Genomic DNA, 23425 nt, shown 5'->3' with positions numbered 1-23425 from the left:
TACCAGCCGGTCCGCGCCGCGGCCGGGAACCTGCTCCCCGGGGACGCCCGCGTGGCTTCGCGGGCGTCCCCGGGAAGGGATGAGCGGGCAGCGCGGGTTTCCGCCCGGGCGCGGCGCCCCCGGACCGCTCGGCCTACTCAGTTCCGGCGGCGGCGAGGAGGGTCGCGAGGGCGTCCCCGTCCCCGTCGACCCGCACCCGGGAGGTGTCGGTGCGCCCCCACAGAAGGAGCAGCAGGTCGGAGGCGGCGCCCTCGACCGTGGTCGCCGCACCGTCTTCGGCGAGGGGCCGCGTCCGCCAGGTTCCCGCCGAGGAGTCCACGGTCCAGGCCCGCCCGGAGTCGGCGGCCCGCAGGCACACCACCGCGTCGAAGCCCTCGGGCGGCCCGCTGCCCAGGGCCAGCATGAACGCCAGGAACTCGTCCACCCCGTCGGCGGCCAGGTCCGCGGGCAGCTCGGGCGCCTGTCCCACGGCGTTGCGGGCGTCCCAGGCGTGCACGAGGGTCTCCTGGGCCATGCGCCGCTGGATGAACCCGGCGTTCCTCTGCGCGGCCCACGTCCACCGCTCGGCGGAGGGGTCCAGCCCGGACAGAGCCCGGGCCGTCTCCTCCAGGCCGTCGCGGTACCAGCCCAGGAGGACGTCGTCGGCGGGCCGGTCGGGCTCGGTGTAGTCCTGCGGTCCGCTGATGTCGCCCACGGCGATCGCGAGCCAGAAGCGGTGGACCTCGCCGGTGTGCCACACCAGGTCGGCGACGTTCCACCCCGGACAGCTGGGGACGGGGCGGTCCAGGTCGCCCTCGGCGGCGTCGGCGAGGGCGGCGCCGTTCTCGCGGAGGGCGCAGATGTAGTGGGAGGTGTCCATGGCCCGCGACGCTACACGAGCCCCTGAGGCCCGTACATGCCTTCGGGGACTCTCCCGAGAAGACGGATGGGCCCGGCTCCGACGAAGATCCGGAGGGGGTGGCGGAGGTGCCGGGTCAGGGCACCAGGCCGTACACGGTGGTGCCCTCGTCCCGGTCGTAGGCGGTGACGGCCCCGGGAGCGCTGTACCCTCTTCCTTCCTTGTCCCGAAGGCCGCGAGCGCGAGGGAGGACCACATGGACCGGACCGCACGGATCGGGCCGGAGGCGGCGAGCCTGACCGAGGTCGTGGACGGCGTGTACGCCTGGGTGCAGCCGGACGGAACCTGGTGGGTTAACAACGCGGGAGCCGTCGCCGGGGACGACGGGCTCCTGGTGGTGGACACCTGCGCGTCCGAGGCGCGCACCCGCGCGTTCCTCGGCACCCTGGCGCGCGCCACCGGCGGCGCGCCCGTCCGGTGGGCGGTCAACACCCACCACCACGGCGACCACACCTACGGAAACAGCCTGCTGCCCGAGTCCGCCGTGCTCATCGGGCAGGCCGCCATGCGCGAGGCGCTCGCGCGCGACCCGATCATGGACGCCTGCCCGCCGTTCTGGTCTCCCCCGCCGGACTGGGGGGACGTCACCCGGCGCCTGCCGTCGATCGTGTTCGACCGGGAGCTGACCGTCCACGTCGGCGGGCTGCGCGTGGAACTGCGCCACCCCGGCCACACGGCGCACACCCGCGGCGACGTGGTGGCCTGGCTTCCCGAGGAGCGGGTGCTGTTCACCGGCGACCTGGTCTTCCACGGGCTGACCCCGCTGGTGTTCATGGGTTCGCTGGAGGGCGCGCTGCGGTCGCTGGAGTGGCTGCACTTGTTCGGCCCCGAGCACGTGGTCCCCGGGCACGGCCCGCTGCTGGGCGCCGCCGACCTGGACGCGGTCCTGGGCGACCACGAGCGCTACTACCGGTTCGTGCTGGAGACCGCCGGGGACGGGATCGCCCGGGGGCTCACCCCGCTGGAGAACGCCAGGTCCTGCGACCTGGGTGGATTCCGCGACTGGGACGACGCCGAGCGCATCGTGCTCAACCTGCACCGCGCCCACGCCGACCTCACCGGCACCGACATGGACCTGGTGGCGGCGCTGTCCGACGCCGTCGAGTGGAACGGGGGCCTGATGCCCACCGGCCTCTGAGCGCTCCCGACCGGTGACCGGCCCCGCACCGATCCCCCGAATTGGTGAAATCACCGTAAACGTGTGCCAAGTCGACGTCGCGCCACCAACGCACGCACCCCCGGATGTTTCGCTTGCCGTGACAGGGCATCACCGTGGGCGACGAGGGGGAACGCCATGGCGGAGGCGACCGGGGAGGACGCGCGCGCACGGCGGCGCGGCCCCCGCAGCAACTGGGTGCCACTGGGCGTGGCCGCGGCGGCGATCGCGCTGCTGGTGGTGGCCTGGCCGTTGGTCAACGCGCTCCTGCCCGGCTCGGAGTCCGTCCCCTCCGGCGAACCGGTGCCCGTGGGGTCCGCGGGCGGCTACCGGGCCTCCCTCACCTTCCCCCAGGAGGGCTGGCACCTCAACACCGGCTCCAGCCAGGCCGGGCAGATCTACCGCTTCACCAGGGGGCCCGTGGAGCTGACGCTCAGTTCGGTCACCCCCGTGACCTCCCCGCCGCCCAGCCTGGAGGAACTGTGGGCGGGCCTGCGGCGGATCGTGCGCGCGGGTGAGGCGACGGCGAGGCTGGGCGACCCCGAGGCCATCTCCACCCGGGGCGGCGTCGAGGGGCTCGCCGGGGCCTTGGAGAGCCGGGAGGGGGACGGCTCAGCGGTGGTCTACCCCTCCCCCGACGGGCAGTTGGCCGTGGAGATGACCCTGGCCGGGCGCGAGGCCACCCCGGCCGACCTCAGCGCGGTCGCCGACGTCGTGCGCTCGGTCTCCTTCACCCGGGAGGGCTCGTGAACCCCGAACCCGAGAACCGCCCGGCCGCGACCGACCGGGGCTCCGTGCCCTCACCGCGCCGCGCCCGCCAGGAGGACTCCGAGCCCCGGCACGCGTGGAAACGGCCGACCGGGGGCGGGCACGCCCGCGGGCAGCGGCTGCCCGCGCTGGCCGCCATCGTCCTGATCGGGGTGCTGTGCGCGGTGGGCCTGGGCTACCTGGCGGTGCGGTTCACCGGGCTGGTGCGCGTCTTCTTCTCCGAGGCGGCGCTGGCGGTGTTCCTGGGGCTGGTGACGCTGGCCTTCGGGTTCTGGGTGCTGCGCCGCATCCGTCCGGTGCGCGACCCCGCCCTGGACGCCTCCGTGGCCGCGGTGGCCTGGGGTCTGACCGCCGCGACGGCGGGCGGGATCGTGGCCAACGCGGGCCTGGGCTCGATCTGGTCCAAGAGCCTGGGGCTGCCCTTCTCCGAGGTCTGGGGGGCGGCCATGACCGCCCCGCTCAACGAGGAGGTGCTCAAGCTCGCCGGGATCGTGCTGGTGGCGGTGGCCTTCCCCGCCGCGGTGCGCGGCCCGGTGGACGGGTTCGTGATCGGGTCCCTGGTGGGCCTGGGCTTCGAGGTGACGGAGAACTTCGTCTACTCGATGAACGCGATCGTCCAGTCGGGCGGCACCGGCGGGCTGGTGCCGGTGGTGCAGACGACCGTGGTGCGGCTGGTCCTGACCGGGCTGGGCTCGCACTGGGCGATGTCGGCGGTCGCGGGCACCGCCGTGGGGCTGCTGGCGGCGGTGGCGTGGCGGCCCGGCAGGCGCAGGGCCGTGGCCGCCGTCCTGCTGGTGGTCCTGGCGATGGCGCTGCACTGGCTGCTGGACTCGCCGCTGTTCGACGGGTTCGGCGGCGTCGTGTTCAAGGTCGCGGCGGTCTTCCTGACCACGATGGCCGTGTACTTCACCGTCCGGCACGCCTACCGGCGCCGGGTCCGCGCGACGCTGGCCTCCGAGGGCGGGGCGCTGGGCATGCGGCGGTCGGCGGCGGTGGCCCTGGCCAACCGGCGCGGCCGCGCCGGGGAGCTGCGCCACGTGGCCGAACCGGAGCGGCCCGCCGTGGAGAGGCGCCAGGAGCAGATGCTGGCGATCGCCGAGGACCGGGCGGTGCGCCGGACGCCGTGACCGGCGGGCACGGGCCGACCGGACGGGGCGGATCCGACGGCGGGCCGACCGGATGTCGGGCGGGCCGTGGGACGCGCGGACGGCACCGGTCCCGGCCCGCGAACGCCCGCGCGGACGGCAACGCGGATTTTCATCGGCCGTTACCTGGGCATAACGTGCCCCATGGGTGAGCGAACACGGAGGGCCACGGGGACGACACCGCCGAGGACCGGTCGGGGGCGCACGCGCGACCCCAGCCTCACGCCGCGGGCGATGGCGGCGGCGCTGGCCGAGTACGGCAGGGCGGGTTGGGCCGCGTTCACCCTGGACGCGGTGGCCCGCCGGGCGGGGGTGGGCAAGGCCGCCCTGTACCGGCGCTGGCCGACCAAGGAACGCCTGCTCGCCGACGCCATCGAGCAGCACACCCGGCCACCCGCCGCGGCCGACACCGGCAGCCTGCGCGGCGACACCCGCGCGCTGGCCTCCACCCTGCTCGGCCACTTCCTGGCACCGTCGGGCTGGGTCACCCTGCGCGTGGCCGTGGACGCCACCACGGGGATGGAGACCTTCGTGGGCCTCCAGGAACGGCTGGTGCGCGTGCACCGCGACGGGATGGCGGACATGGTGCGCAGGGCCGTCGAACGCGGCGAGCTGGAGCCGGGCACCGACACCGCGCCCTTCACCGAGGCGCTGTACGGGACGGTCCTGGTGCACGCGCTGACCATGGGTCCCGGCCGGCGCGAACGCGCCCGCGAGCACGTGGACGAGCACGCGTTCCCGCTGGCCGACTTCGTGCTGGCCCCGCTGGTGGACGCGGCCGGGGGCACTTCCGGGGGCGGGGCGGGGTCGGCCGACCGCGGGGAACACCGGTGACCGGGCGGCCGCGCCCCGGCCCGGCGGTCACCCCCGCGGGCGCAACCAGCGCTGGAGCAGGGTGCCCTCGGACTCGATGAGCACACCGGGCACCAGCGGCGCGTCGGCAGCCGTGCCGACCGCGACGCGCTGCTGGACTCCCCCGGCCATCAGCGGGACGACCGTCAGGCACATCTCGTCCAGCAGACCGGCCGCGGCCACGTCGGCCAGCAGCCGGGGCCCTCCCTCGCACAGGATCCGGGGCAGGCCGCGCCGTGCCAGGGCCCCGACCGCCGCGCGCAGGTCCACGCGCTCGCGCCCGCACACCAGCACCCGGTCCTCGCCCAGGGCCCGGCGCGCCAGGTCCAGTGCTTCGTCCCCGGCCGCCGCACAGGTCACCAGCAGCACCCCGGCGCCGTCCCCGGACGGCTCGGCCAGCAGCGCTGGAACCCGTCCGCTGCGGCTGACCACGGCGATCTCGGCCCGGTCCGCGCGGCCCTCGGCGACGGCGCGGGCCGCCCGGTCGCCGGTGCGCGGGCCCGTCCTGCGGTAGCCCGCCTCGCGCGCGGTTCCGGCGCCGACCAGGACCACGTCGGCCAGGTCGCGCAGGAGCGTGAACACCACCAGGTCGGCGGGGGTGTTGAGGGCTTCGGTGCGGCCGTCGTTCCCGGCCGCCGCCCCGTCCAGGCTGGCGACCATGTTGGCGCGCAGCCAGGGCCGGTCGGGGTAGGCGTAGAGCCGTTCCAGGGCGGAGGCGTCCAGGGCGTCGCCCGGAGAGGCGGCGCCGGGGGCGGCGTCGTTCATCAGCAGTCGCACGGCCACACCGCCACGAAGTACATGACCCCGAACGGGTCGTCGGCGTAGAGCACCCGCGGCCGCGCCGGCACGCCTCCGCGGCCGTCCTCGGCGGCAGCGTCGGCGGTGAGCGCGTGCGCCATGACCTGGAGCGCGGCCCGACCCTGCGCCATCAACTCGGCGGCCCGGGCCGGGTCCAGCAGAGCGAGTCCCCGCCAGTCGCCCTCGGACAGGCAGCGGCGGACCTCCCCGTCGAAGGCGAAGGCGCGCTCGTCCGGCCGCACCAGGGCCCTGTCGCCGCGCCGGGCGCTGCCGTCGCCCACGACGAGCAGGCCGATCCGTCCGGTGCGGGCGGCGATCCGCCGCCCCAGCTCCTCCACCTCGGCGGCGGAGGCGTCCCAGGCCACGGTGAGCATCTCCACGCGCCCCCGGTAGCCGACGGTGTCGAGCAGGCGCCGGGCTACGCCCAGGCTGGGCGGCAGCGTCCGCTCCCGGGGCACCCGCTCCCCCGTTCCGCCGAACTCGCGGACCGGCACGAGCGCCTCGGCGTGCTCCGCCGAGACGTCGTGCCCGCCGACGACGACGAGGACGTCCGGTTCGGCCGCGGCCAGGGCCTCCACCGCCGAAGCGCACTCCTTGCGCAGTTCGGCCAGCGGGTCCAGGCCGCCGCCGAGCTCGCGCAGGAGCAGCGGCGGGTGCGGACAGACGGCGGTCGCGACGATCACGCTTTCCCCTCCCTCACACCAGTCCCCGGACGGCCCGCGCGGGGGGACGGACCCCGCGGATGCTGGCGACCATGTCCAGCGTCTGCCTCGTCTGGGCCACCTCGTGCACGCGGTAGACCTGCGCCCCGTGCCAGGCGCACACGGCGGTCGCGGCGAGCGTGCCGGTCAGGCGCTCGCCGACGGGCAGGTCCAGGGTCTCTCCGACGAAGTTCTTGTTCGACAGCGACACCAGGACCGGCCGGCCGGTGGCGGTCATCTCGTCCAGGCGCCGGGTCAGCTCCAGCGAGTGCCAGGTGTTCTTGCCGAAGTCGTGCGCCGGGTCGATGATCGCCGACGCCGGGTGCACGCCGAGGGAGACCGCGCGCTCGGCCAGGGCGACCGTGTCCTCCACGGCCGAGCGCACCACGTCCTCGTAGCGCGCGCGGTGCGGCGGGGTACGCGGGGCCATGCCGCCGGTGTGGGTGCACACCAGGGCGGCGTCGAACTCGGCGGCGACCTCGGCCAGCTCCGGGTCGTACCCGCCCCAGGCGTCGTTGAGCAGGTCCGCGCCCGCCTCGCACACCGCCCGGCCCACGGACGCGCGCCAGGTGTCCACGCTGATCACCAACTGGGGGAACTCGGCGCGGACGGCGGCCACGAAGTCGACCACGCGGCGCTTCTCCTCGTCGGCGCCGACCGGTCGGCCGTAGCCCGCGGTGACGCCGCCGATGTCCACGATGTCGGCGCCCTCAGCTACGACCCTGCGCACGCGTTCGAAGGCGGGACCGTCGTCCCAGGTGGCACCGCCGTCGTAGAAGGAGTCGGGGGTGCGGTTGACGATCGCCATGACCAGCGTCGTGTCCGCGTCGTACTCCCGACCGCGCAGTCTCAGCACCGGCCGCTCACTTCCCTCTGCCTCCCTGTCCGCGTCGGACCGGCCGCTCGACCGGCGGGGCGAGGGCGGCGGTCGCCGGTGTCCGAATCGGCCCCCGCGCACGGGACCTCCCCCAGCGGCCAACACTAGGGCACGTCCGCCCGAGGGGGTCCGGCGACGCGTCCTTGCCCGCGCGCGGGGACCCGGGTGCACAGGCGGTCCTCCGGCCGCGTGTCCGGGCGTGGCCGTTCACGGCCACGGGCGGGAAGGCGGACGGGCACAGGAGCGCGGCACGGTCCGGGGCTCTCGGAGCACACGGGTAACAGTTCCGGCCGGTCTCTCAGCCGGGGCCCGGTGCCCGCCGGGGACACGGTCCGGACCGGCTCCGGCGCTGCGAGGACAACGGGCTCCACCCTTTTCTGACACACGATTACGTGTTACCTTTTTCGTGATGTCAGAGTTCAACAGTCCCCGGATCCCGGCCGACCTCGTGAGCGCGGCGGTCCGCGCCTCGGAGAACCTCGGAAAGGACGTGGCCGACGTGCCCCTGATCGCCATCGCGGAGGAGGCGGGGATCTCCCGCAGCACCCTCCTGCGCCGCGCGGGGGGTTCGCGCCGGGCCCTGGACGAGGCGGTGCGCGCCTCGGGCGTGGACCCCGGCGGGCAGCGCCCCGTACGGGAACGCGCGGTCGAGGCGGCGGGCGGCCTCATCAGCGGACAGGGCCTGGCCGCGGCGACCCTGGAGGCGGTCGCCGCCTCCGCCGGGTGCTCGGTGCACAGCCTCTACGCGACCTTCGGCGGACGGGACGAGCTGCTGCGCGCGGTCTTCGAGCGCTACAGCCCGATCCTGGACATGGAGGGGGTGCTCACCGGACCGGCGGGAGACCTGGCCGACCAGGTCCGGGCGGCCTACCGTCTGATGGTCGACGCCTTCAGCCGCGAACCCCGGGTGCTGCCCGCCATGCTCGCCGACGTGTTCGCCCGCCCCGAGGGGCCCACCTCCGACCTGCTCGTCCGGCTCTTCTTCCCCCGCCTGCTCGCCGGGCTGGGCGGGTGGCTGGCCCGGGAGGTGGCCGCGGGCCGCATCCGCGACCTGACGGTCCCCCTGCTGACCCAGCAGATGCTCGCCCCGATCGCCGTGCACTGCATGCTGCGCCCTGCGCTGGACAGGGTGGAAGGTGTGGAGTTCCCCGACATCGAGCAGGTCAGCGCGGTGTTCGCCGAGTCCTTCCTGCGCGCAGTCGCCACCGATCCGAACACCGCCGACACGTCACCGGAATCGCCCTGAGCGAGCGGAGTTGCCATGAGTGAACGAACGAGCGAGCGCACGACCTGCGTGGTCGTCGGCGGCGGCCCCGCCGGAATGGTGCTGGGCCTGCTGCTGGCCCGGGCCGGTGTCGAGGTCACCGTGCTGGAGAAGCACGCCGACTTCCTGCGGGACTTCCGCGGGGACACCGTGCACCCCTCCACCCTGGAACTGCTGGAGGAGCTGGGCCTGTACGAGCGGTTCGCCCGGCTGCCGCACAGCAGGCTGGACGAGGCGGCCTTCCCCCTGGGCGGGGGCCGCAGCGTGACCATCGCCGACTTCCGCAGGCTGCGGGGGCTCGCCCACCCCTACATCGCGATGGTCCCGCAGTGGGACTTCCTCAACCTCATCGCCGAGGCGGGAAACGAGGAGCCGACCTTCACCCTGCGGATGGACACCGAGGTGACGGGGCTGCTGCACGAGTCAGACCGGGTGGCGGGCGTGCGCTACCGGGACCTCGACGGCGACGGGGAGATCCGCGCCGACCTGACGGTGGCCTGCGACGGGCGGTGGTCGCTGACCCGCCGCGAGACGGGCCTGGTGCCCCGGGAGTTCCCGGTGGGGATCGACGCGTGGTGGTTCCGCCTGCCCCGTGAGGCGGGGGACCGCGCGACACTGACCCCGCGCGCGGGCCTGGGCAGGTTCATCCTGGTCATCCCGCGCGAGGGCTACCTCCAGATCGCCTACATCGGACGCAAGGGCGCCGACCCCGAACTGCGGGCACGCGGGATCGCGGCCTTCCGGCGCGACCTCGCCGAACTCGTGCCGGAGATGGCCGACCGGGTGGGGGCCCTGCGGTCCATGGACGAGGTCAAGCACCTGGACGTGCGGGTCAACCGGCTGCGCCGCTGGCACGTGGCGGGCCTGCTGTGCATCGGCGACGCGGCCCACGCGATGTCCCCGGTCGGGGGCGTGGGGATCAACCTCGCCGTGCAGGACGCCGTGGCCGCAGCGACGCTGCTGGCCCGGCCGTTGAAGGGCCGCTCGCTCACCTCCCGCGACCTGGCCGCGGTGCGCAGGCGGCGGATCGTGCCGACGGTCGCCGTCCAGACGCTCCAGCGCCTCATGCACCGGGGACTGGCCGAACCGATCGTCAGGGGTGAGCGGCAGGGTCCGCCCAAGCCCGTGCTGGCGGTCCTGGACCGCGCGCCCTGGCTGTCGTTCGTACCCGCCTACCTCATCGGCAAGGGCCTCCGTCCCGAGCACATACCGGGTTTCGCCCGCCGCGGCCCCGCACGCGCGACCCGGTAGGAGTGGTGGGCCGGTAGGGGCGGTGGCCCACCCCCTCCGCCGTGATCTTGTGCTTACAGCGAGGTTGGACGGTCGAGACGCACTACAAGCACAAGCTCGTCCCAGGCCGGAACCCCGGTGTCACACCGGCCAAGGTTCCGGCCGGTCCACCGGCGGACCGGGGACGCACCAGGCGGGGCCCGGCCGGGGCGCAGGGGTCAGGAGATGTCGGGGACGCGCTCGCCGACCGGGACCGGCCCCGGGGCGGTCCCCTCGCCGAAGGGGCTGCCGCCGAGCTCCTCGCGGTGGTGCGGGGCGAGCCAGCCGCGCGGATCGGGCCCGGCGGCGACGATCCGCGTCGGATTGATCCCCGTGTGGACCCAGTAGTAGTGGATACGGACGTGGTCGAGGTTCGTGGTGTCGCCGAACCCCGGCGTCTGGAACAGGTCGCGGGCGTAGGCCCACAGCGCCGGGTACTCCGACAGCTTGCGGATGTTGCACTTGAAGTGGCCGTGGTAGGCCGCGTCGAAGCGCACCAGGGTCGGGAAGAGCTTGATGTCGGCCTCGGTGATCGAGTCCCCGACCAGGTAGCGCCGATCGGAGAGGCGCTCCTCCAGCGCGTCGAGTCTGGCGAAGACGGCGGCGACCGCGGCGTCGTAGCGCCTCTGGTCGGGGGCGAACCCTGCCCGGTACACGCCGTTGTTGAGGTCGGTGTAGACCTCCCGGGACAGGGCGTCGATCTCGTCGCGCAGCGCGGACGGGTACAGGTCCGGGGCGCCGTCCCTGACCAGGCCGCCCCATTCGGTGTCCATGTCCCGGACCAGCCGGTCGAAGTCGTTGGTCACCAGGTGGCCGCTCTCCACCTCGACCAGGCCGGGGACGCTGACCCCGCCGTCGTAGGAGGGGTCGCGCGCCAGGTAGGCCTCGCGCAGGGCGTGGATGCCCAGGACGGGGTCCCTGTCGCCGGGACTGCCGGTCGCCTCGGTGAACACCCAGTGCGGGTCGCCCCCGATGATCTCCTGGCGGGGGTCGGTGACCGCCAGGGAGACGGCCTGTTCCAGGCCCATGAGCCTGCGGGTGATGACGACCCGGTGCGCCCAGGGGCAGGCGCGGCTGACGACCAGGCGGTAGCGGCCGGGCTCGGCGCGGCGGCCGAAGCGGCCGTCGGCGGTGATCCGGTCGGCGAAGGCCGCCGGGGCGCGGGTGATCTCCTCGGTCGGCGTCTGGTTGGCCCTCATCCGTGACCCCCTCGTCACGCTGGCGGGACGCGGCCGGAGCCGCGCACACTGTCCGTGCAGTGTACGGAGTCGGCTCCGGCCGTCCGCGCTACGACACCTGGGGCGGGCCCTGGGTCAGGAGTTGTCCCGGGGGCGCCAGGTCCTTCCGCGCCCCGCCTTCTTGGGTTTACGGAGCAGGGGCCGGGACTGCTGGGACTCGTCCGGCTCCCCGCCCTCGGCCTCCGGCACGGGGTGCTCGGCGACGGCTCCGGCGGGGGCGGTGGCGTTCCTGCGCTCGGCCCTGGTTCGCCTCTCCAAGCGCTCCGCGCGGCTGGTGGGAGCGTCGGTACGGCCCGTGGGGGTCGCGGCCACGTTCTGGGCGCGGGCGCGCGCCCGTTCGGGGCGTGCGGGCTGGTCCGGGATCACGGGCTGCTCGGACCGCGCCACCGGGGCGGCCGAGGACTCGCTCGGCTTCGGGAGACGGGAACGCACGGCGCGCTTGGCGGCCTTGCGGACGGGAGCGGCCTCTTCCTCAGGGGTCCGCTCCTGCTGGGCGGGATCCGTGCGCGTCTGCTGGGACGGGCGTTGCGCGCGGGCGGGAGAGGCGACCACCGACGGAACCGTGCCCGTGCTCGGACGCCCGGGCGCGGGCCTCGCGGGGGCGGGCTCGGACTCGCGCTGCTCGGGTGTGGAAGGTCCGACGGGAGGCCTTGAGGGAACGGGCTTCCTCTGGGCCGTGAACTGCGCGGCCTCGCTCCCCGGAGGCGGGGACGGCGCGGACGCGGTCTCCTCGAACAAGGTCTCCTCAGGCACCAGCTGCGCCTGGACCCCGGACGGCGCGGGCGCGGAGGACTGGGGCGCACGCTGTGCCTGGACCCCGGACGGCGCGGGCGCGGACAGCTCGGAGGCGTACTGCTCGGCGGAGGGCCGTTCGGACGAGTCCGCCGCGGGGGCGCCCTCCTCCTGGGCGGCCCGTTCCGGCGCACGCTGCCCGGGTGCGGGGTGCTCGGCGGCGGGCCTCGCGGAGGCGGCCTCCTCGGACGCGGGGCGCCGGACTGCGGGCTCCGCGGATGCGTTCTCCTTCGGCTGCTCCGCCCGTGCCGGAGCGGTGACCTGAGCGGAGGCGTCGTCCCGGGCCGCGGAGGGCCGCGCGAAGCCGGACAGCTCCGGCGCGGTCTCCCGGGAGACCCGTTCCTCGGAGGCGAACTGCTCGAACGCGGACAGGTCGGACTCGGCCTCCTCGGCGGCGGACGGCTCGGGGCTGGAGCGGTCCGCCCCGGCGTCCGCGGATTCCGCGTCCGTCCGCGCGGTGTCCGCACACTCGGACCCGGCCTGCACGGCAGCGGACTCATCAGCTCGCGACTGCTCCGCGTCAGCCAGCTCGGCCTCGGACCACACGGCAGCGTCATGCTCGGGCCCCGACGGCGCGGCGTCGGCCGACTCGGTCTCGGACCGGTCGGTGTCGGCCTTCCCCGCCGCGGGCGCGTCGGTCTCCCAGAAGTCGGTGTTCCAGACGTCGGCGTCCCAGAAGCCCTCCTCCGAGGCCTCGGCCGCCTTGGCCTTCCTGATCCCCTTGGTCCTCCTGGGCTTCGCGGCCGTCTCGGCCCTCTGCTCCTTCTCCTCGCTCACAGCAGCATCGACCGACTCGGTCGGCTCAGCCGTCTCGATCGCCTCGTTCGTCTCCGCCGTCTCAGCGGCGGCCTGCTCCCCAAGGGCGCCGAGGAACGGCTCCGCGAAGGAACCGGCCTCCTCTTCGACGGCCTCTTCTTCCACGGCCTCCCGGGCGGCCGCCTGGCTCGCCACCCGCTCACCGGTCTCCTCCAGGACGGGCGAGGAGTGGCGGTAGGCGCGGACGGCGTCCATGACCTCCTCGGCGGTCGCGCCGGGCCAGGAGCAGTGGAAGACCGGGTTGAGCGGAGGACTGGTCTCGGTGATGAGGCCGTCCTCCTCGATGACGCAGCTTCCGCCGAGCGGCCAGCGTCCGAGGACCACGGCCGTGATGCCCTGCTGCTGCCCGTGCAGCAGCAGACCCGACAGCGCGGTCTCGTGCTCGGAGGTGGGCGAGGTCACCAGGGCCAGGGGCGTGTGCGGCCTCTCCCCCGGCTCCTCGACGATCTGGTGCAGCTCGCGCTGGAGGACTGCCAGGGCCTCCTCCGTCGTGCCGACCATCCGCACGGGCTCGCAGGGGTGCGCGCGCAGCAGGTCGCGGCCCCGGTCGCCGACCAGGCGGGCGGCCTCGGCCTCGGTGAGCAGCACGCGCACGGCGTCGTCGTTGAGGCGGTCGAGCGCGTTGACGATGAGGCGCCGGGCGGCCCCCGCCGCGCCCGGACCGGTGATGCCGAGGCCGGGCACGTGGTCGAGTTCCACCGTCACCCGCTCGTCGATCTCGTCCCCGGGGGTGGGTCGGGGCGGCGGGGCGGTCAGGGCCAGGCGGCGGGGCGCCCTGGGCAACAGGCGGGGCAGGCTCAGGCTGACGCCGGGCATCCGGACGCCCCGCTTGCCCAGCAGGTATCCCCCGGCCAGGCCAGCGAAGGCCACCGCTCCGGTGACGGCGCCGTCGGGGATCTCCACGACCAGCACGTTCCCGCCGTCCTCGGCGGCCTCGGCCTCGGCAGCGTCGGCCGCAGCCGCCACCGGGTCGGCCTCCCCGGTCTCGGCGGCAGCGGTCTCCCCGGCACCGGCAGCGGGGTCCGGCGTCTCGGCGGCCATCACACGCGACTGGAGGGAGGTCGGCTGCGGAACGACGGTGTAGGCGACCTCGGCCCTGCGCTGGGCGGCGGCACCGCCCTCGCGGGGCTGCTCGGAGCCGACGCCCTCCACCTCCATCTCCGGGGCCTCCTCGCCCAGGACCTCGTCGAGGTGGTCCGCGACCGCCTGGGCCCGGCGCTCGGACAGCTCCTGGTTGATCTGGGCGTTCCCGCTGGGATCGGTGTGACCGGTGATGCGCACGGGCGTCTCGGTGTCACCGTAGGAGTCGATCATGTCCGCGACCGGCGCGAGGTCGTCGCGCATCTGCTCGGTGAGATCGGCAGAGCCGACGCCGAAGCCGGAGACGGTGCGCACCCGCTCGACGGGCTGCGCGGACGGGGCCTCCTCTGGAGCGGAGGGTGCGTCGGCGTCCTGCTCGCCGTCCGCCTCGCGGTCCTCCTGCGTGGTGACGGTGTCGGCGAACGCGGTGGCCGGGGCGACCGCCACGGTTCCCACGGCGGCCGCCGCCACCACCTGGAGCGGCCCGAGGGGGCGCAGCCTGCGGGGCATGCCGCGCAGGCGGGCGAAGGTCTCCACGACCAGTCCGGCCGCGTACAGGCCCCACAGGGCCCACAGCACGGTGATGAGCAGGGCGGTGAACACCCCCGGCGGCAGACGCCAGCCGCGCAGGTGCGCCGCGGCCACGGCCCAGGAGTCCGGCAGCTCCGGCCAGGGCAGGTGCCACAGGAGCAGGTAGGGGATGCCGAGCAGGATCGCCGCTGCGAGCAGGAGGGCGCTCAGCCGTCGGATCTGGGTCATGTCCGCCTCACTGGAGCTAGGGAGTCGGCTGGGTGTGGGGACGTGCGGTGGCCGTGGCGTCGACGGTGGTCGAACCCATCGGCAGGAGGGTGAAAGAGTAGTCCACCGAGCAGGTCACGGTCACGGTGTCGCCGCTGACCGCGACCGTCCCGGTGGCACCGGCGGCGCTGAGGAAGGACTGCGCGGCGGCGGAGGCCGCCGAGGGGTCGAGGGCGACCTCGCTCGTGCCCTCGCGGTAGGAGGCCCAGTCGAGCTGCTGGACACCCGCGCGGGCGGCCTCCTGGGCCAGGGTGGCGGCCTCGTTGCGGGCGCGCAGCACTCCACCGCCGTCGGTCACCAGGCCCAGGCAGAGGAGGAAGGCCGCGGCCATGACGACCACGAACGCCGTGGCCTGGCCTCTGTCGTCCGTACGTCTCACGGTTGCCCCCTGAAGGTGTCGACGACGACCGTGGCGTCCCCGGTGACCGTGAAGGTCCCCGGAACGCTCAGTCCGGTCAGATCACCCAATCCGACGCGGCACTCGACCACGGCGGTGACTGCCCCACCCGGGGTTAGCCCACCGTGGTCAAGGGTGACGGAGTGGTCGCCGCAGACCAGGCCGTTCTCCGCGAGGGAACTCGCAGCGGTGCTCGACGCGGCCCCCTCTGCGGCGGCAACGCTGCGTTCGAGAGAGGCCGCCCGAGCGGCGGAGTGCGCCACCTGGTCGGCGGTGGAGTTGGCGTCCGCCACCCTCCCGGCGAGCACCATGAGCATGGCGAACGCCAGGAGGGCGGGGGTGAGCAATGCCAGTTCCGCCGAGGCAGACCCGCGGTCTCCTTGAGCCGCTTCAGCGGACTGTCGAGAACTCACGGGGCAGCCTCCGCAGGGACGAAACGCTCCACGGGCGCGGTGACCTCGTGGCCCACCGGCCAACTGAGGCCCGGAACGATGCTGGGCACCTCGGCGTCCACCACCACGCGTACCTCCTCCGCACTGCGGTTGACAGACACGTCGAGGCCGGAGAGGAAGGAGCTTCCCCCGCTCTCGGCCACCGACGTGCCGCCGCCCGCTGTCCGTGACTGCTCAGCGGTCCTGCGGGCGATGTCGGCAACGACGTGATCGCCGTGCATCCACAGAGCCATCTGGATGACTAGGAACACCAAGAGCAGCATGAGAGGCGCGGCGACCACCATCTCGGCGCTACCGCGGTCATCCCGCCGAGTGGGCAAGGTTAGCCACCGAGAACCGACCCGGCCCGTTCCAGTACTGCAGTGGTGATGATGCCGATCGCTCCGCCAGCCATAATGACGAGCAAGGCTGTGACAATAACTGTCTCGGTGGAGTAGCCGTCGTCCCTCCTGCTGAACAGCAGAGAGCTGAGGTAGGCAGTGATGCGCTGCATCAGAGGTCTCCAAGGTGCGTCGGGTTTTCATGAGCTGAACAGAATGTGACTCATCGCCGGGTAGCCCAAGAGGGCCAGGAACCCAGCGAAGAGCAGGACCACCGGCAAGCTCATCCGCTCTGTGGCGGACTGCGCCTCGGCGTCCATCTCGGACAGGAACTGGGTACGCAGAGTCTTGGCTTTAGCAGCCAGCGAACTGCGGATACGCGCGCCGTCGGCCCCAGCAAGCTGGAGGCTGGCCGCGAGTTCAGCGAACTCGGAGGTGTCGTAGCGCTCCCCTAGATCACGCAGTGCGGCCCAGGGCGGCTGGCGCATGAGTATCGCCTCGCGCAGGCTCTCCCGAATTCGAACCATGGCCCATCCATTACCTGCAGCACCGGCGTCGGCCAGAGCGCCGTTGACGCCCGCCCCTCCGGCAAGGGACACCACGACCAGGTCAGCGAAGCTCGCCAGGGCGCGACGCATCTGTTCTCGACGCTTACCCGCCTCGTCACGTAGAGACAGGTCGGGGGCGAACCAAACGACCAGAGCGAAGGCCACCCACATACCTCCGGCGATGACACCTGGCAGTACAACACCTGCCAGGGAAAGCATGCCGCCCAGCAGCGGAGGGAAAGCAAGCCCCAGCACCAGAGCAGTGAACTTCTCAGCGAGGTAGGAGGCCGGTGAGCGCTCGCACACCATCAGGTTGCGTCGTGTGCGGGGTCCGGGCATGCCGAAGCCTTCAAGAATCGGGGCGCCGAACTTTCCCAGTCGCGTCAGTACCCCGGTGTCCGGGCCCGCAACAATGACGGGCCGGGGAGGAGGCGGCGCGGCCAGACGTTCGGCAAGCGTGGGCCTCGCCCAGCGAGCCGCGAAGAGCGCCCACAAGGCCAGTCCGAGAGCAGCACCCGCGAGAGCGGCGGCCAGGACAGGGGTCATCGGGCGGCCTCCGAGGTTCGGGAGGGAGCAGGAGCAAGCACACGCGGCCCCAAGTCGAAGCGAGACATGTAGGAAAGCCAGACCAAGGCACCCGCCCACAGGCCACCGATACTCGCGAGCACCAACTGACCGAGGAGGCTGTCGAACGGCTCCATGTACTCACCGTTGAGCACCAGTAGGAACGCTGCCATACCCAGGGTGGCGCCGACGATGATCCGTGTGGACGTACGCAGCCGGGCGCGACTCGCCGCCACCCTCACCAACATCGCCGCCTGCTCCCGAGCGGCCTCCGACAGGCTGCCGAGCAGTGTGCCAAGGTCAGTCGCATGCCGGGTGGCAGCAGTGCTCAAGGCAGCAGCCACCAGATCGGCGGTCGGGTTGTCCACCTCGTCCGCGAAGGCCCGCAGCGCACCCTGCGTGGGCTGACCGGCCCGCAGGCGCTCCGCCAGTCTGGCGACCGGCTCCCGCACCGGCTCGGGCGCGATGGGCACCGTGGCGGCCACGGCCTGGTGCAGACCGGCCGCACCGGCCATCAGGTCGCGCAGCATCTCGGTCCAGGCCGCGACGGCCTCGACCCCCGCCACCTGTTTCTCATGACCGCGGTCGGGACCCAGCACCGCCGGGCCCCACCAGCAACCGGCGGCTGCGAGCACACCGGCCACCGGCCACCCGGTGACGAACCAGACCAGCAGGCCGCCGACGATCGCCGCGATCAGCCTCAACGGCCGCTGCTGGCCGAACAGGAGCGTCCGCCACTGCGGCACCCGAGAGGTACGCGAGTTACCACCGGACGCCGCCAGCGACGCCAGGGCCAGCCACAGCCCCGCGCCGAGCAGGACGCCCGCGGCGGCGACGAGCAGAACAGGAGTCGTCACCGCGCCCACCCCACCGTGTCCGGGCTCAGCATCGCCGGGTCGAACCCGGCCTCGGCCAGGGCGTCGAGCGTGTTGGGGCTGGGCGGCGCCGCGGGCAGGGGCCCGTTGCGGTCGCGCCGGAAGATCTCGTTGGAGACCACGTTCTGCCCCTCGGCGCCCACCACCTCGCGCACGCTCGTGACCATGCGCCCGCCCGTGGGCAGCGCCGACACGTGCACGACCAGGTGCACGGCGGCGGCCACCAGGGACGCGGTGGCGTCCAGGGGCAGGCGCTCGGCGGACTGGGCGGCGTAGGCGCCCAGCTTGGTGAAGGCGCCCGCGGAGTTGGCGGCGTGCAGGGTGGTGAGGCTGCCGTCGTTGCCCTGGCTCATGGCGTTGAGCAGCGGAACGGTCTCGTGGCCGCGCGTCTCACCGACGATGACCCGGTCCGGCGACATGCGCAGGGCCGTGCGCACCAGGTCGGCGATGGTGATCTCGCCGACGCCCTCGACGTTGGCCGGTCGGGCCTGGAGGGCGACGCAGTCGGGGTGGGCGTCGCGGTCGCGGTCCAGCCCGAGTTCGAAGACGTCCTCGATGGTGACGAGGCGTTCGTCCACGGGGATCTCGGCGGCCAGGGCCCGCAGCAGGGTGGTCTTGCCCGCGCCGGTGCCGCCGGTGATGACCATGTTGCGGCGGGAGCGCACCCCCGCGCGCAGCAGGGCGACCAGGGTGTCGTCGATCGTGCCCAGCTCGTGGAGCTGTTCGAGGGTGGTGCGGCCGTAGCGGTGGCGGCGGATGGACACCGAGGGCTGCCGGGCGACCTCCATGACCGCGTTGAGGCGCTCGCCGCCGGGCAGCTGCATGTCGAGGATGGGCGCGCCCGGGTCGAAGCGGCGCTCCCCCGTGGCGGACTCCGACGCCAAGCGCCGGACCAGGGCGACGACCTCGTCGGGGTCGGCGAAGAGGGAGTCGTGCCGCTCGCGGCTGCCGTCGGCGCGGCGCACCCACACGTGCACGCCGTTGATGTTGATGTTCTCGATCCCGGGGTCGTCCAGGAGCGGCTGGAGGGGGCCGAGTCCGCACACCCGGGCCAGGGCGCCGGCGGCGACGGAGGCCTCGGTGGTGGCGTCGAGCACCTGCCTGCCCTCGGACAGGGCGCGGCTCGCGTCCTCGTCGAGGATCTGGGCGATGACGCGTTCGGCGCGGGCGCGGTACTCCTCGGGCGTGTCCTCGGGCCGGCCGCGGGTCTCCTCGCTGAGCCGCCGGGTGGCCTCGGTGACGGTTCGCTCCACGCGGTCGGCCACTGTGCGTGCCCGGTCGGTGTCCAGGAAGTAGCCGTCGGTGATGTCGTATCCGGTGTCGTGTCCGCTGCTCATGCGTGGACCCCCGTCGCCTCGGGCGCGGGCGCCGGGACTCCGGTGCCGTCGGCCGACTCAGCGGGGCGCGCGCCCTCGGCGAGGTCCTTCGCCAGGCGCGCCGCCGCCTTGAGCAGGGGCCTGCTCTGCGGCTTGCGCGGGTTGGCCTCCCCGCGCAGGAAGGCCGCGGAGCGGGCGTCGTCGGGGAGGCGCCCCCACACGCCCGGGCCCAGCGCGCCCACGATCTCGCGGACGTTGCCGGAGCCGCCGACGACGACGGTGCGCAGGCGCGGCAGGCTGCGGGTCAGGGCCTCGGAGGCCTCCTTGGCCCGGCGCAGCTGCGCCAGGTCGTCGGCGACGAGCAGCAGTGCCTCGTCGGCCCACGTGGCCAGTGCGGCGGCGGACGCGCCGGGGGTCAGGCGGCCCAGGTCCAGGACGACGGCGGGCCCGTCGGCGGAGACGAGCACGCCGGGGTTCTGGGCGAGCAGTCGCACCGCGCCCTCGGCGCGGTCGGCGGTGACGGGCGCGTGGCACACCGACAGCCCTCCGGGGAGGATCTGGGTGTGCGCGGCCAGGTCGGCGGAGGCCCCGCCGTGCCGGGCCGCGGCGGCCAGGCCGGTCAGGCCGGGGTCGGGCTGGAGGCGCCGCCAGGTGGCGACGTCGCCGCCGGAGGCGTCGGTCTCCACCAGGACGGCTCCGGCCCCGCCGGGCCAGACCGCGGCCAGCGCCATGGCCGCGCAGGTGACGCCGGGTGCTCCGCTCAGGGAGAAGAGCGCCACGGTCCGGGGCATCACGCGCCTCCCCGGGGGTTGACCTGGACGACGCTGACCCGCTCGACGGCGGCGGCCGAGGCGATGGCGGCGGCGTCGGCGGAGGAGGCGACGAGTTCGAGTTCCACCGAGCCGTCCTCGGCGGCGGAGGGCTGCACGTCCTGCACAAGTGCGCGGTAGGCCTCCACGCCGCCGCCCGTGGCGCCCTCCTCGGGGTGGACCACCACGGAGACCGCGGCGCCGGGGCCGATCGAGGCGGGGAAGCGGCCCACGCGCAGGGCCACGCCGAGCACGGCGCGGTCGCGCTCGGGGAAGGCGGCCTCGGCGCCCAGGGCCGCCTCGGGGAGGAGGCCGCCCTCGGTGACGGGCACGGTGAGGGTCTGGCCGACGGTCGCCTCCAGGCGGTCGGCGCCGACGAAGGAGACCCCGTCGGCGACGGAGATCCGCGCGACCCGCAGGTCCTCCGCGGTCACCACGTGGCCCGCGGGCAGGTCGGTGTCGGCGACGAGCACCCCCTGCCGGTCGTCCATCTGCTCAAGGGCCACCACGCCGGTCAGGCCGCCCGCGGTCATCATGCCCAGGGCCAGGACCAGCCACCGCCAGCGGCGGGGTCCGCTGCCCAGGAGCCGCACCGGAGGGGTCTCCCCCTGCCGCGGGGAGGCCGCGGGGGCCGGTGCCGTCTTCGTGTCCACCACGTCTGTCGTCTTCTTTCGGTGTTAGCGGTTGCCGGTGCCGGTGACCAGGCCCTGGGATTCGTCCACCTGGAGTTCGACCTGCGAGGTCGTGGTGACCGAGTCGAGCGCGCCCGTCTCGCCCCCGGCGAACTCGCCCTCGGAGAGCTCCCAGCCCACGTCCCAGCCGACCTCGACGGAGACGGGGTAGACGCCGCCGGGCTGGCTGGCGGAGGGCAGGGTGTAGACGTGCCCGCAGTCGGGGGAGGCCGACTCGGGGTCGTGCACGGCGGGGTCGAAGGGGGTTCCGGGGCCCTCGCAGCGGATCTGCGTGCCGTCGCCCAGGTTCCAGACGGTGGACGCGGGCGTGGCGGTGACCGTGAGGGACCAGTCCTGGACCTCGGCGGAGGCCTCGGCCGCCTCCCAGTCCTGGGACTCCACCCACAACCACACGGGGGTGTTGACCAGGACCAGGGAGTCGCTGCCCGGGGAGGTCTCGATCCGGGGCGGGGGCAGCTCGAAGTCGGCCATGGACTCCTGGATGAGGGTGACCGGGTCGGTGGGGGCCTCCCCCTCGCCGTCGTAGTCGATGGACTCCCAGTCGATGGCGTCCCAGTCCACCTGGGACCAGTCGATCGCGTCCCAGTCGATGGCGTTCCAGTCGACGCCGTCGGAGGGGGCGGCCGGGGCGCCCGGGTCGCCGGAGCCCCCCGAGCCGCCGGAGCCCTGCTGCCCGGCGTGGGTCTGCCACCAGCGCAGCAGGATCGAGCAGCCCAGGCCGCCCGAGCTGCCGCACTCGACCTGGCCGAGGAAGGAGCCCTCGTCGGCCTGCGCCGGGGTGGCGACGGCTCCGGCCGCCAGCAGGGTCAGTACCGCGGCCGTGGCCGCGGGTCGTACGAGTCTCAGCATGATCCCGCTTCCCAGATCCTGAGGTCGGACACGCGCCAGGCGAGTCCGTCGTGAACGAGTGTGGCCTCGACGAGGCGCGGGCCCTGCCCGGAGGAGGAGCCGCCCATGCCGAGGTTCCAGCCGGAGTCGTCGAGGCAGTCCTCGACCGTCGCGCTGTCGGGTCCCTCGACCGCGGCGACGGGTTGGAGGACGGGTTCGCCGGTGACCTGCGCACCGGAGGTGCGGGCCCCCTCCAGGGCCGCGCTCATGAGGGCGTAGGCGCCGCCCACGGCGTAGTCCCGGAGTTCGGGGGGGACCTCGCCGCCCTCGTGGGAGGCGGCCACGACCGTGTCCCACATGCCGGTGTAGGCGGCGAGCGCCGCGGCCTCCTCTTCGCCGGACGGGGCGGCCGGGGTGCTCGGTGCGGCCTCCGCCCCGGAGACCGCGCCCTCGGAGGACGCACAGCCCGCCGTCAGGGCGAGGACCGCGCAGAATCCCGCGATCGCGGCCGCGCGCGGGACGGCGCCGGTTCTTCTCGCGGCTGTCGTCATCGGTGCGTTCTCCACTGCCGGGGAGGGGGAGGGGTGGTGCAGCATGGCGGAACCGACCCGGTGAACGGGCCCTTTCCCTTCCGACGAGGGGCGGGGACGGTCTCCTGCGCCGGGAGATTACGGGACCGGACGCGGAGGCCGTTGAGCGGAACGGGCGGAGGAGGGGACCCCTCGCCCGGGTTTCGGTCCGCCGCGGGCCGGCGCGACCTGGGTCGCGCGGGGCGGAGCCCGAGGGACTGACCGAAACCACGTGGTATTGGTTGGGTTTTATCTGCCCTTGCGTGAGCTTATAGAGAAGTCGCCTGCCGTAACAACCCCCCGTGCCCCTTCTGTGACTGTGAACCGGCGGAACTTCCGGACATCAGCCTCACAGCGAACCTGAGAAGACCACGCGTCCGCAGCCCTGCAACAAACACACGCAAAACAACATCTGAACGGCACCGCCTTCCGAGCAGGTTTCCCCGTCTCCGACCCGCACGGCTGGTCGGAGACGGGGCGGGGAGGGCGCCGCGGTGTGGAGCGCGACACATCCGTCGGCCGCCGACCGCGTCCGGAGGTCAAGGTGTTCGTCACAGGGCGTGTCCGGCACCGGGAGGGGTCAGACCATGCGCACGCGCGGTCCGCGTCCGCGCAGCCTCCGGACGTCCTCGGGATCGGTGCCGGTGTCGGTGATGAGGCAGTCCACCTCGTGCAGCCGCGCGAAGCGGGAGATACGGTCGCCGCCGATCCTGGTGTGGTCGGCCAACAGCACGGTCCTGGACGAGGCCCGCACCATGGCCTGCCTGGTCATCACCTCCGCGGGGTCGGCACAGGTCAGGCCCCGCCGGGGGGACACGCCGTCGGCGACGATGAAGGCCACGTCGACGTGGAGCTGCTCCAGCAGGCGCACGGAGGCGAGCGTGGTCCCGGCCGCGGCGCTCACCCGACCTCCCAGCAGGTGCACGGAGAGGTCGCGGCGCGAGGTCAGACCCAGCGCGACCGGGACCGAGTTGGTCAGGACGCTCAGCCCGCAGCCGGCGGGCAGCAACCACGCGATCCGCTCCGCCATCAGCCCGGCGTCGAGCATGATCACCCCGTCCCCCGGCAGTTCCGCCAGGGCGGCCCTGGCGATCCTGCCCTCGGCGGCCGAGAGCCGCCCCGTTCCGGACGGGGCCGTCGTGGCGCTCACTCTCGCCGTCTGCCTGACAGCCGCGGCGCCAACGCTGAGACCACTCACAAGGTCCTCCGATCCGTCGATGGTCAACCCCTTGACCGAGGGGGCGACGAGCCCCGGCCCGGCGGGTGAATGCGATCGGGCCCTCTGCTTCCCCACGAAGAAAGCATCCCGGCCGAAGGGGAACGGTATGCGAATACCCCCGCTGTTCGGGGAAAACCGTTGCGAAATGGCAACGTCACCCTGAGCGCGGGCCTCGCACGGGAGCCGCCGACCTGCGGGTCGGGCACCGCGGCGGTGGCGGAGCGGCGGCGGGACGGAGGGAAATCCGCGACAGGAACTTATACCACAGCCGAAGAGCACACAAGACAACACACAAGGACGGGAACGGAAACATAAGTGCAACTGCTTCCACATCTGGCCGTAACGGTGTTATTTTCATCTCTCCTGAGGAAGCGGTGGTGGAGG

24 protein-coding genes are annotated in these 23425 nt (G+C 73.9%); 6 read left to right on the top strand and 18 right to left on the bottom strand.

Features of this window, described 5'->3' with window-relative positions; all coding sequences use genetic code 11:
* Positions 1-133 precede the first annotated feature (133 nt).
* Complete coding sequence (locus PV789_RS10820; protein WP_274977282.1) at positions 134-859, bottom strand: maleylpyruvate isomerase family mycothiol-dependent enzyme; 726 nt, start codon at positions 857-859, stop codon at positions 134-136.
* Between the two features lie 235 nt (positions 860-1094).
* Between PV789_RS10820 and PV789_RS10815 the strand changes: the two genes are divergently transcribed.
* The 4 genes from PV789_RS10815 to PV789_RS10800 all read left to right on the top strand — a co-directional run bounded on the left by PV789_RS10815 (position 1095) and on the right by PV789_RS10800 (position 4801).
* Positions 1095-2036: an MBL fold metallo-hydrolase gene (locus PV789_RS10815; protein ID WP_274977281.1), complete on the top strand. Its 942-nt coding sequence runs from the start codon at positions 1095-1097 to the stop codon at positions 2034-2036.
* Positions 2037-2192: 156 nt separating this feature from the next.
* Entirely contained in the window at positions 2193-2804 is a 612-nt protein-coding gene (locus PV789_RS10810) for a hypothetical protein (RefSeq protein WP_274977280.1), read from the top strand.
* On the top strand, positions 2801-3949 hold the full coding sequence (locus PV789_RS10805; protein ID WP_274977279.1) for a PrsW family intramembrane metalloprotease: 1149 nt from the start codon (positions 2801-2803) through the stop codon (positions 3947-3949). Before PV789_RS10810 ends, PV789_RS10805 begins: the two co-directional genes overlap by 4 nt.
* Before the next feature lie 162 nt (positions 3950-4111).
* Entirely contained in the window at positions 4112-4801 is a 690-nt protein-coding gene (locus tag PV789_RS10800) for a TetR/AcrR family transcriptional regulator (RefSeq protein WP_274977278.1), read from the top strand.
* Between the two features lie 27 nt (positions 4802-4828).
* Here PV789_RS10800 and PV789_RS10795 read toward each other — a convergent pair whose 3' ends face one another.
* From PV789_RS10795 to folP, 3 genes are read right to left on the bottom strand one after another with little or no spacing between them, the layout of a single operon-like run.
* Entirely contained in the window at positions 4829-5602 is a 774-nt protein-coding gene (locus PV789_RS10795) for a pyrimidine reductase family protein (RefSeq protein ID WP_274977277.1), read from the bottom strand.
* A complete protein-coding gene (locus PV789_RS10790; RefSeq protein ID WP_274977276.1) occupies positions 5584-6300 on the bottom strand; it encodes a class III extradiol ring-cleavage dioxygenase family protein in 717 nt (238 codons plus the stop codon). Before PV789_RS10790 ends, PV789_RS10795 begins: the two co-directional genes overlap by 19 nt.
* 13 nt (positions 6301-6313) lie before the next feature.
* Complete coding sequence (gene folP / locus PV789_RS10785; protein WP_274977275.1) at positions 6314-7174, bottom strand: dihydropteroate synthase; 861 nt, start codon at positions 7172-7174, stop codon at positions 6314-6316.
* 430 nt (positions 7175-7604) lie between these two features.
* Here folP and PV789_RS10780 point away from each other — a divergent pair, with 430 nt between their 5' ends.
* Together PV789_RS10780 and PV789_RS10775 are read left to right on the top strand one after the other, a co-directional pair.
* The gene (locus tag PV789_RS10780) at positions 7605-8441 is read left to right on the top strand and encodes a TetR/AcrR family transcriptional regulator (RefSeq protein WP_274977274.1); all 837 of its coding nucleotides are present in this window, start codon (positions 7605-7607) and stop codon (positions 8439-8441) included.
* Between the two features lie 15 nt (positions 8442-8456).
* Positions 8457-9710: an FAD-dependent oxidoreductase gene (locus PV789_RS10775; protein ID WP_274977273.1), complete on the top strand. Its 1254-nt coding sequence runs from the start codon at positions 8457-8459 to the stop codon at positions 9708-9710.
* Between the two features lie 197 nt (positions 9711-9907).
* On the opposite strand, the gene PV789_RS10770 is transcribed toward PV789_RS10775, so the two are convergent.
* The 14 genes from PV789_RS10770 to PV789_RS10705 form a co-directional block, all read right to left on the bottom strand.
* On the bottom strand, positions 9908-10927 hold the full coding sequence (locus tag PV789_RS10770; RefSeq protein WP_274977272.1) for a glutathione S-transferase family protein: 1020 nt from the start codon (positions 10925-10927) through the stop codon (positions 9908-9910).
* 114 nt (positions 10928-11041) lie between these two features.
* Positions 11042-14413: an OmpA family protein gene (locus PV789_RS10765; protein ID WP_274977271.1), complete on the bottom strand. Its 3372-nt coding sequence runs from the start codon at positions 14411-14413 to the stop codon at positions 11042-11044.
* A 16-nt stretch (positions 14414-14429) separates the two neighbouring features.
* Positions 14430-14831, bottom strand: coding sequence for a TadE/TadG family type IV pilus assembly protein (locus PV789_RS10760; protein ID WP_274977270.1), 402 nt, complete (start codon positions 14829-14831; stop codon positions 14430-14432).
* Complete coding sequence (locus tag PV789_RS10755; RefSeq protein WP_274977269.1) at positions 14828-15262, bottom strand: TadE/TadG family type IV pilus assembly protein; 435 nt, start codon at positions 15260-15262, stop codon at positions 14828-14830. Before PV789_RS10755 ends, PV789_RS10760 begins: the two co-directional genes overlap by 4 nt.
* Entirely contained in the window at positions 15259-15585 is a 327-nt protein-coding gene (locus PV789_RS10750) for a TadE family protein (protein ID WP_274977268.1), read from the bottom strand. The genes PV789_RS10755 and PV789_RS10750 overlap by 4 nt, the downstream gene beginning before the upstream one ends.
* Before the next feature lie 38 nt (positions 15586-15623).
* Entirely contained in the window at positions 15624-15794 is a 171-nt protein-coding gene (locus tag PV789_RS10745) for a hypothetical protein (protein ID WP_274977267.1), read from the bottom strand.
* 27 nt (positions 15795-15821) lie between these two features.
* On the bottom strand, positions 15822-16715 hold the full coding sequence (locus PV789_RS10740; RefSeq protein ID WP_274977266.1) for a type II secretion system F family protein: 894 nt from the start codon (positions 16713-16715) through the stop codon (positions 15822-15824).
* Positions 16712-17599 carry a type II secretion system F family protein gene (locus PV789_RS10735; RefSeq protein WP_274977265.1) on the bottom strand — a complete coding sequence of 296 codons (888 nt, stop codon included), beginning with the start codon at positions 17597-17599 and terminating at the stop codon, positions 16712-16714. The genes PV789_RS10740 and PV789_RS10735 overlap by 4 nt, the downstream gene beginning before the upstream one ends.
* Positions 17587-18945: a TadA family conjugal transfer-associated ATPase gene (locus tag PV789_RS10730; protein ID WP_274977264.1), complete on the bottom strand. Its 1359-nt coding sequence runs from the start codon at positions 18943-18945 to the stop codon at positions 17587-17589. The genes PV789_RS10735 and PV789_RS10730 overlap by 13 nt, the downstream gene beginning before the upstream one ends.
* Positions 18942-19715 carry a CpaE/TadZ family protein gene (locus PV789_RS10725; protein ID WP_274977263.1) on the bottom strand — a complete coding sequence of 258 codons (774 nt, stop codon included), beginning with the start codon at positions 19713-19715 and terminating at the stop codon, positions 18942-18944. The genes PV789_RS10730 and PV789_RS10725 overlap by 4 nt, the downstream gene beginning before the upstream one ends.
* Positions 19715-20389 (bottom strand): SAF domain-containing protein, encoded by a 675-nt coding sequence (locus PV789_RS10720; protein ID WP_274977262.1) that lies wholly within the window; start codon positions 20387-20389, stop codon positions 19715-19717. The genes PV789_RS10725 and PV789_RS10720 overlap by 1 nt, the downstream gene beginning before the upstream one ends.
* Before the next feature lie 21 nt (positions 20390-20410).
* Positions 20411-21274 carry a hypothetical protein gene (locus PV789_RS10715; protein ID WP_274977261.1) on the bottom strand — a complete coding sequence of 288 codons (864 nt, stop codon included), beginning with the start codon at positions 21272-21274 and terminating at the stop codon, positions 20411-20413.
* Positions 21268-21804: a hypothetical protein gene (locus tag PV789_RS10710; protein ID WP_274977260.1), complete on the bottom strand. Its 537-nt coding sequence runs from the start codon at positions 21802-21804 to the stop codon at positions 21268-21270. Before PV789_RS10710 ends, PV789_RS10715 begins: the two co-directional genes overlap by 7 nt.
* A gap of 598 nt (positions 21805-22402) precedes the next feature.
* Positions 22403-22972: a DeoR/GlpR family DNA-binding transcription regulator gene (locus PV789_RS10705; protein WP_274977259.1), complete on the bottom strand. Its 570-nt coding sequence runs from the start codon at positions 22970-22972 to the stop codon at positions 22403-22405.
* Between the last annotated feature and the right edge of the window lie 453 nt (positions 22973-23425).

The organism is Nocardiopsis camelliae (genome assembly GCF_028993595.1).
Lineage (GTDB): Bacteria > Actinomycetota > Actinomycetes > Streptosporangiales > Streptosporangiaceae > Nocardiopsis > Nocardiopsis dassonvillei.
Note: the sequence above shows the minus strand (reverse complement) of the source record. Positions and strands in the feature narration are given on the sequence as shown.

Coding starts and splice junctions, on each gene's coding strand:
- PV789_RS10820 (WP_274977282.1), bottom strand. CDS start 859: ATGGACACCTCCCACTACATCTGCGCCCTCCGCGAGAACGGCGCCGCC.
- PV789_RS10815 (WP_274977281.1), top strand. CDS start 1,095: ATGGACCGGACCGCACGGATCGGGCCGGAGGCGGCGAGCCTGACCGAG.
- PV789_RS10810 (WP_274977280.1), top strand. CDS start 2,193: ATGGCGGAGGCGACCGGGGAGGACGCGCGCGCACGGCGGCGCGGCCCC.
- PV789_RS10800 (WP_274977278.1), top strand. CDS start 4,112: ATGGGTGAGCGAACACGGAGGGCCACGGGGACGACACCGCCGAGGACC.
- PV789_RS10780 (WP_274977274.1), top strand. CDS start 7,605: ATGTCAGAGTTCAACAGTCCCCGGATCCCGGCCGACCTCGTGAGCGCG.
- PV789_RS10775 (WP_274977273.1), top strand. CDS start 8,457: ATGAGTGAACGAACGAGCGAGCGCACGACCTGCGTGGTCGTCGGCGGC.
- PV789_RS10770 (WP_274977272.1), bottom strand. CDS start 10,927: ATGAGGGCCAACCAGACGCCGACCGAGGAGATCACCCGCGCCCCGGCG.
- PV789_RS10765 (WP_274977271.1), bottom strand. CDS start 14,413: ATGACCCAGATCCGACGGCTGAGCGCCCTCCTGCTCGCAGCGGCGATC.
- PV789_RS10750 (WP_274977268.1), bottom strand. CDS start 15,585: ATGGTGGTCGCCGCGCCTCTCATGCTGCTCTTGGTGTTCCTAGTCATC.
- PV789_RS10745 (WP_274977267.1), bottom strand. CDS start 15,794: ATGCAGCGCATCACTGCCTACCTCAGCTCTCTGCTGTTCAGCAGGAGG.
- PV789_RS10740 (WP_274977266.1), bottom strand. CDS start 16,715: ATGACCCCTGTCCTGGCCGCCGCTCTCGCGGGTGCTGCTCTCGGACTG.
- PV789_RS10730 (WP_274977264.1), bottom strand. CDS start 18,945: ATGAGCAGCGGACACGACACCGGATACGACATCACCGACGGCTACTTC.
- PV789_RS10725 (WP_274977263.1), bottom strand. CDS start 19,715: ATGCCCCGGACCGTGGCGCTCTTCTCCCTGAGCGGAGCACCCGGCGTC.
- PV789_RS10715 (WP_274977261.1), bottom strand. CDS start 21,274: ATGCTGAGACTCGTACGACCCGCGGCCACGGCCGCGGTACTGACCCTG.
- PV789_RS10710 (WP_274977260.1), bottom strand. CDS start 21,804: ATGACGACAGCCGCGAGAAGAACCGGCGCCGTCCCGCGCGCGGCCGCG.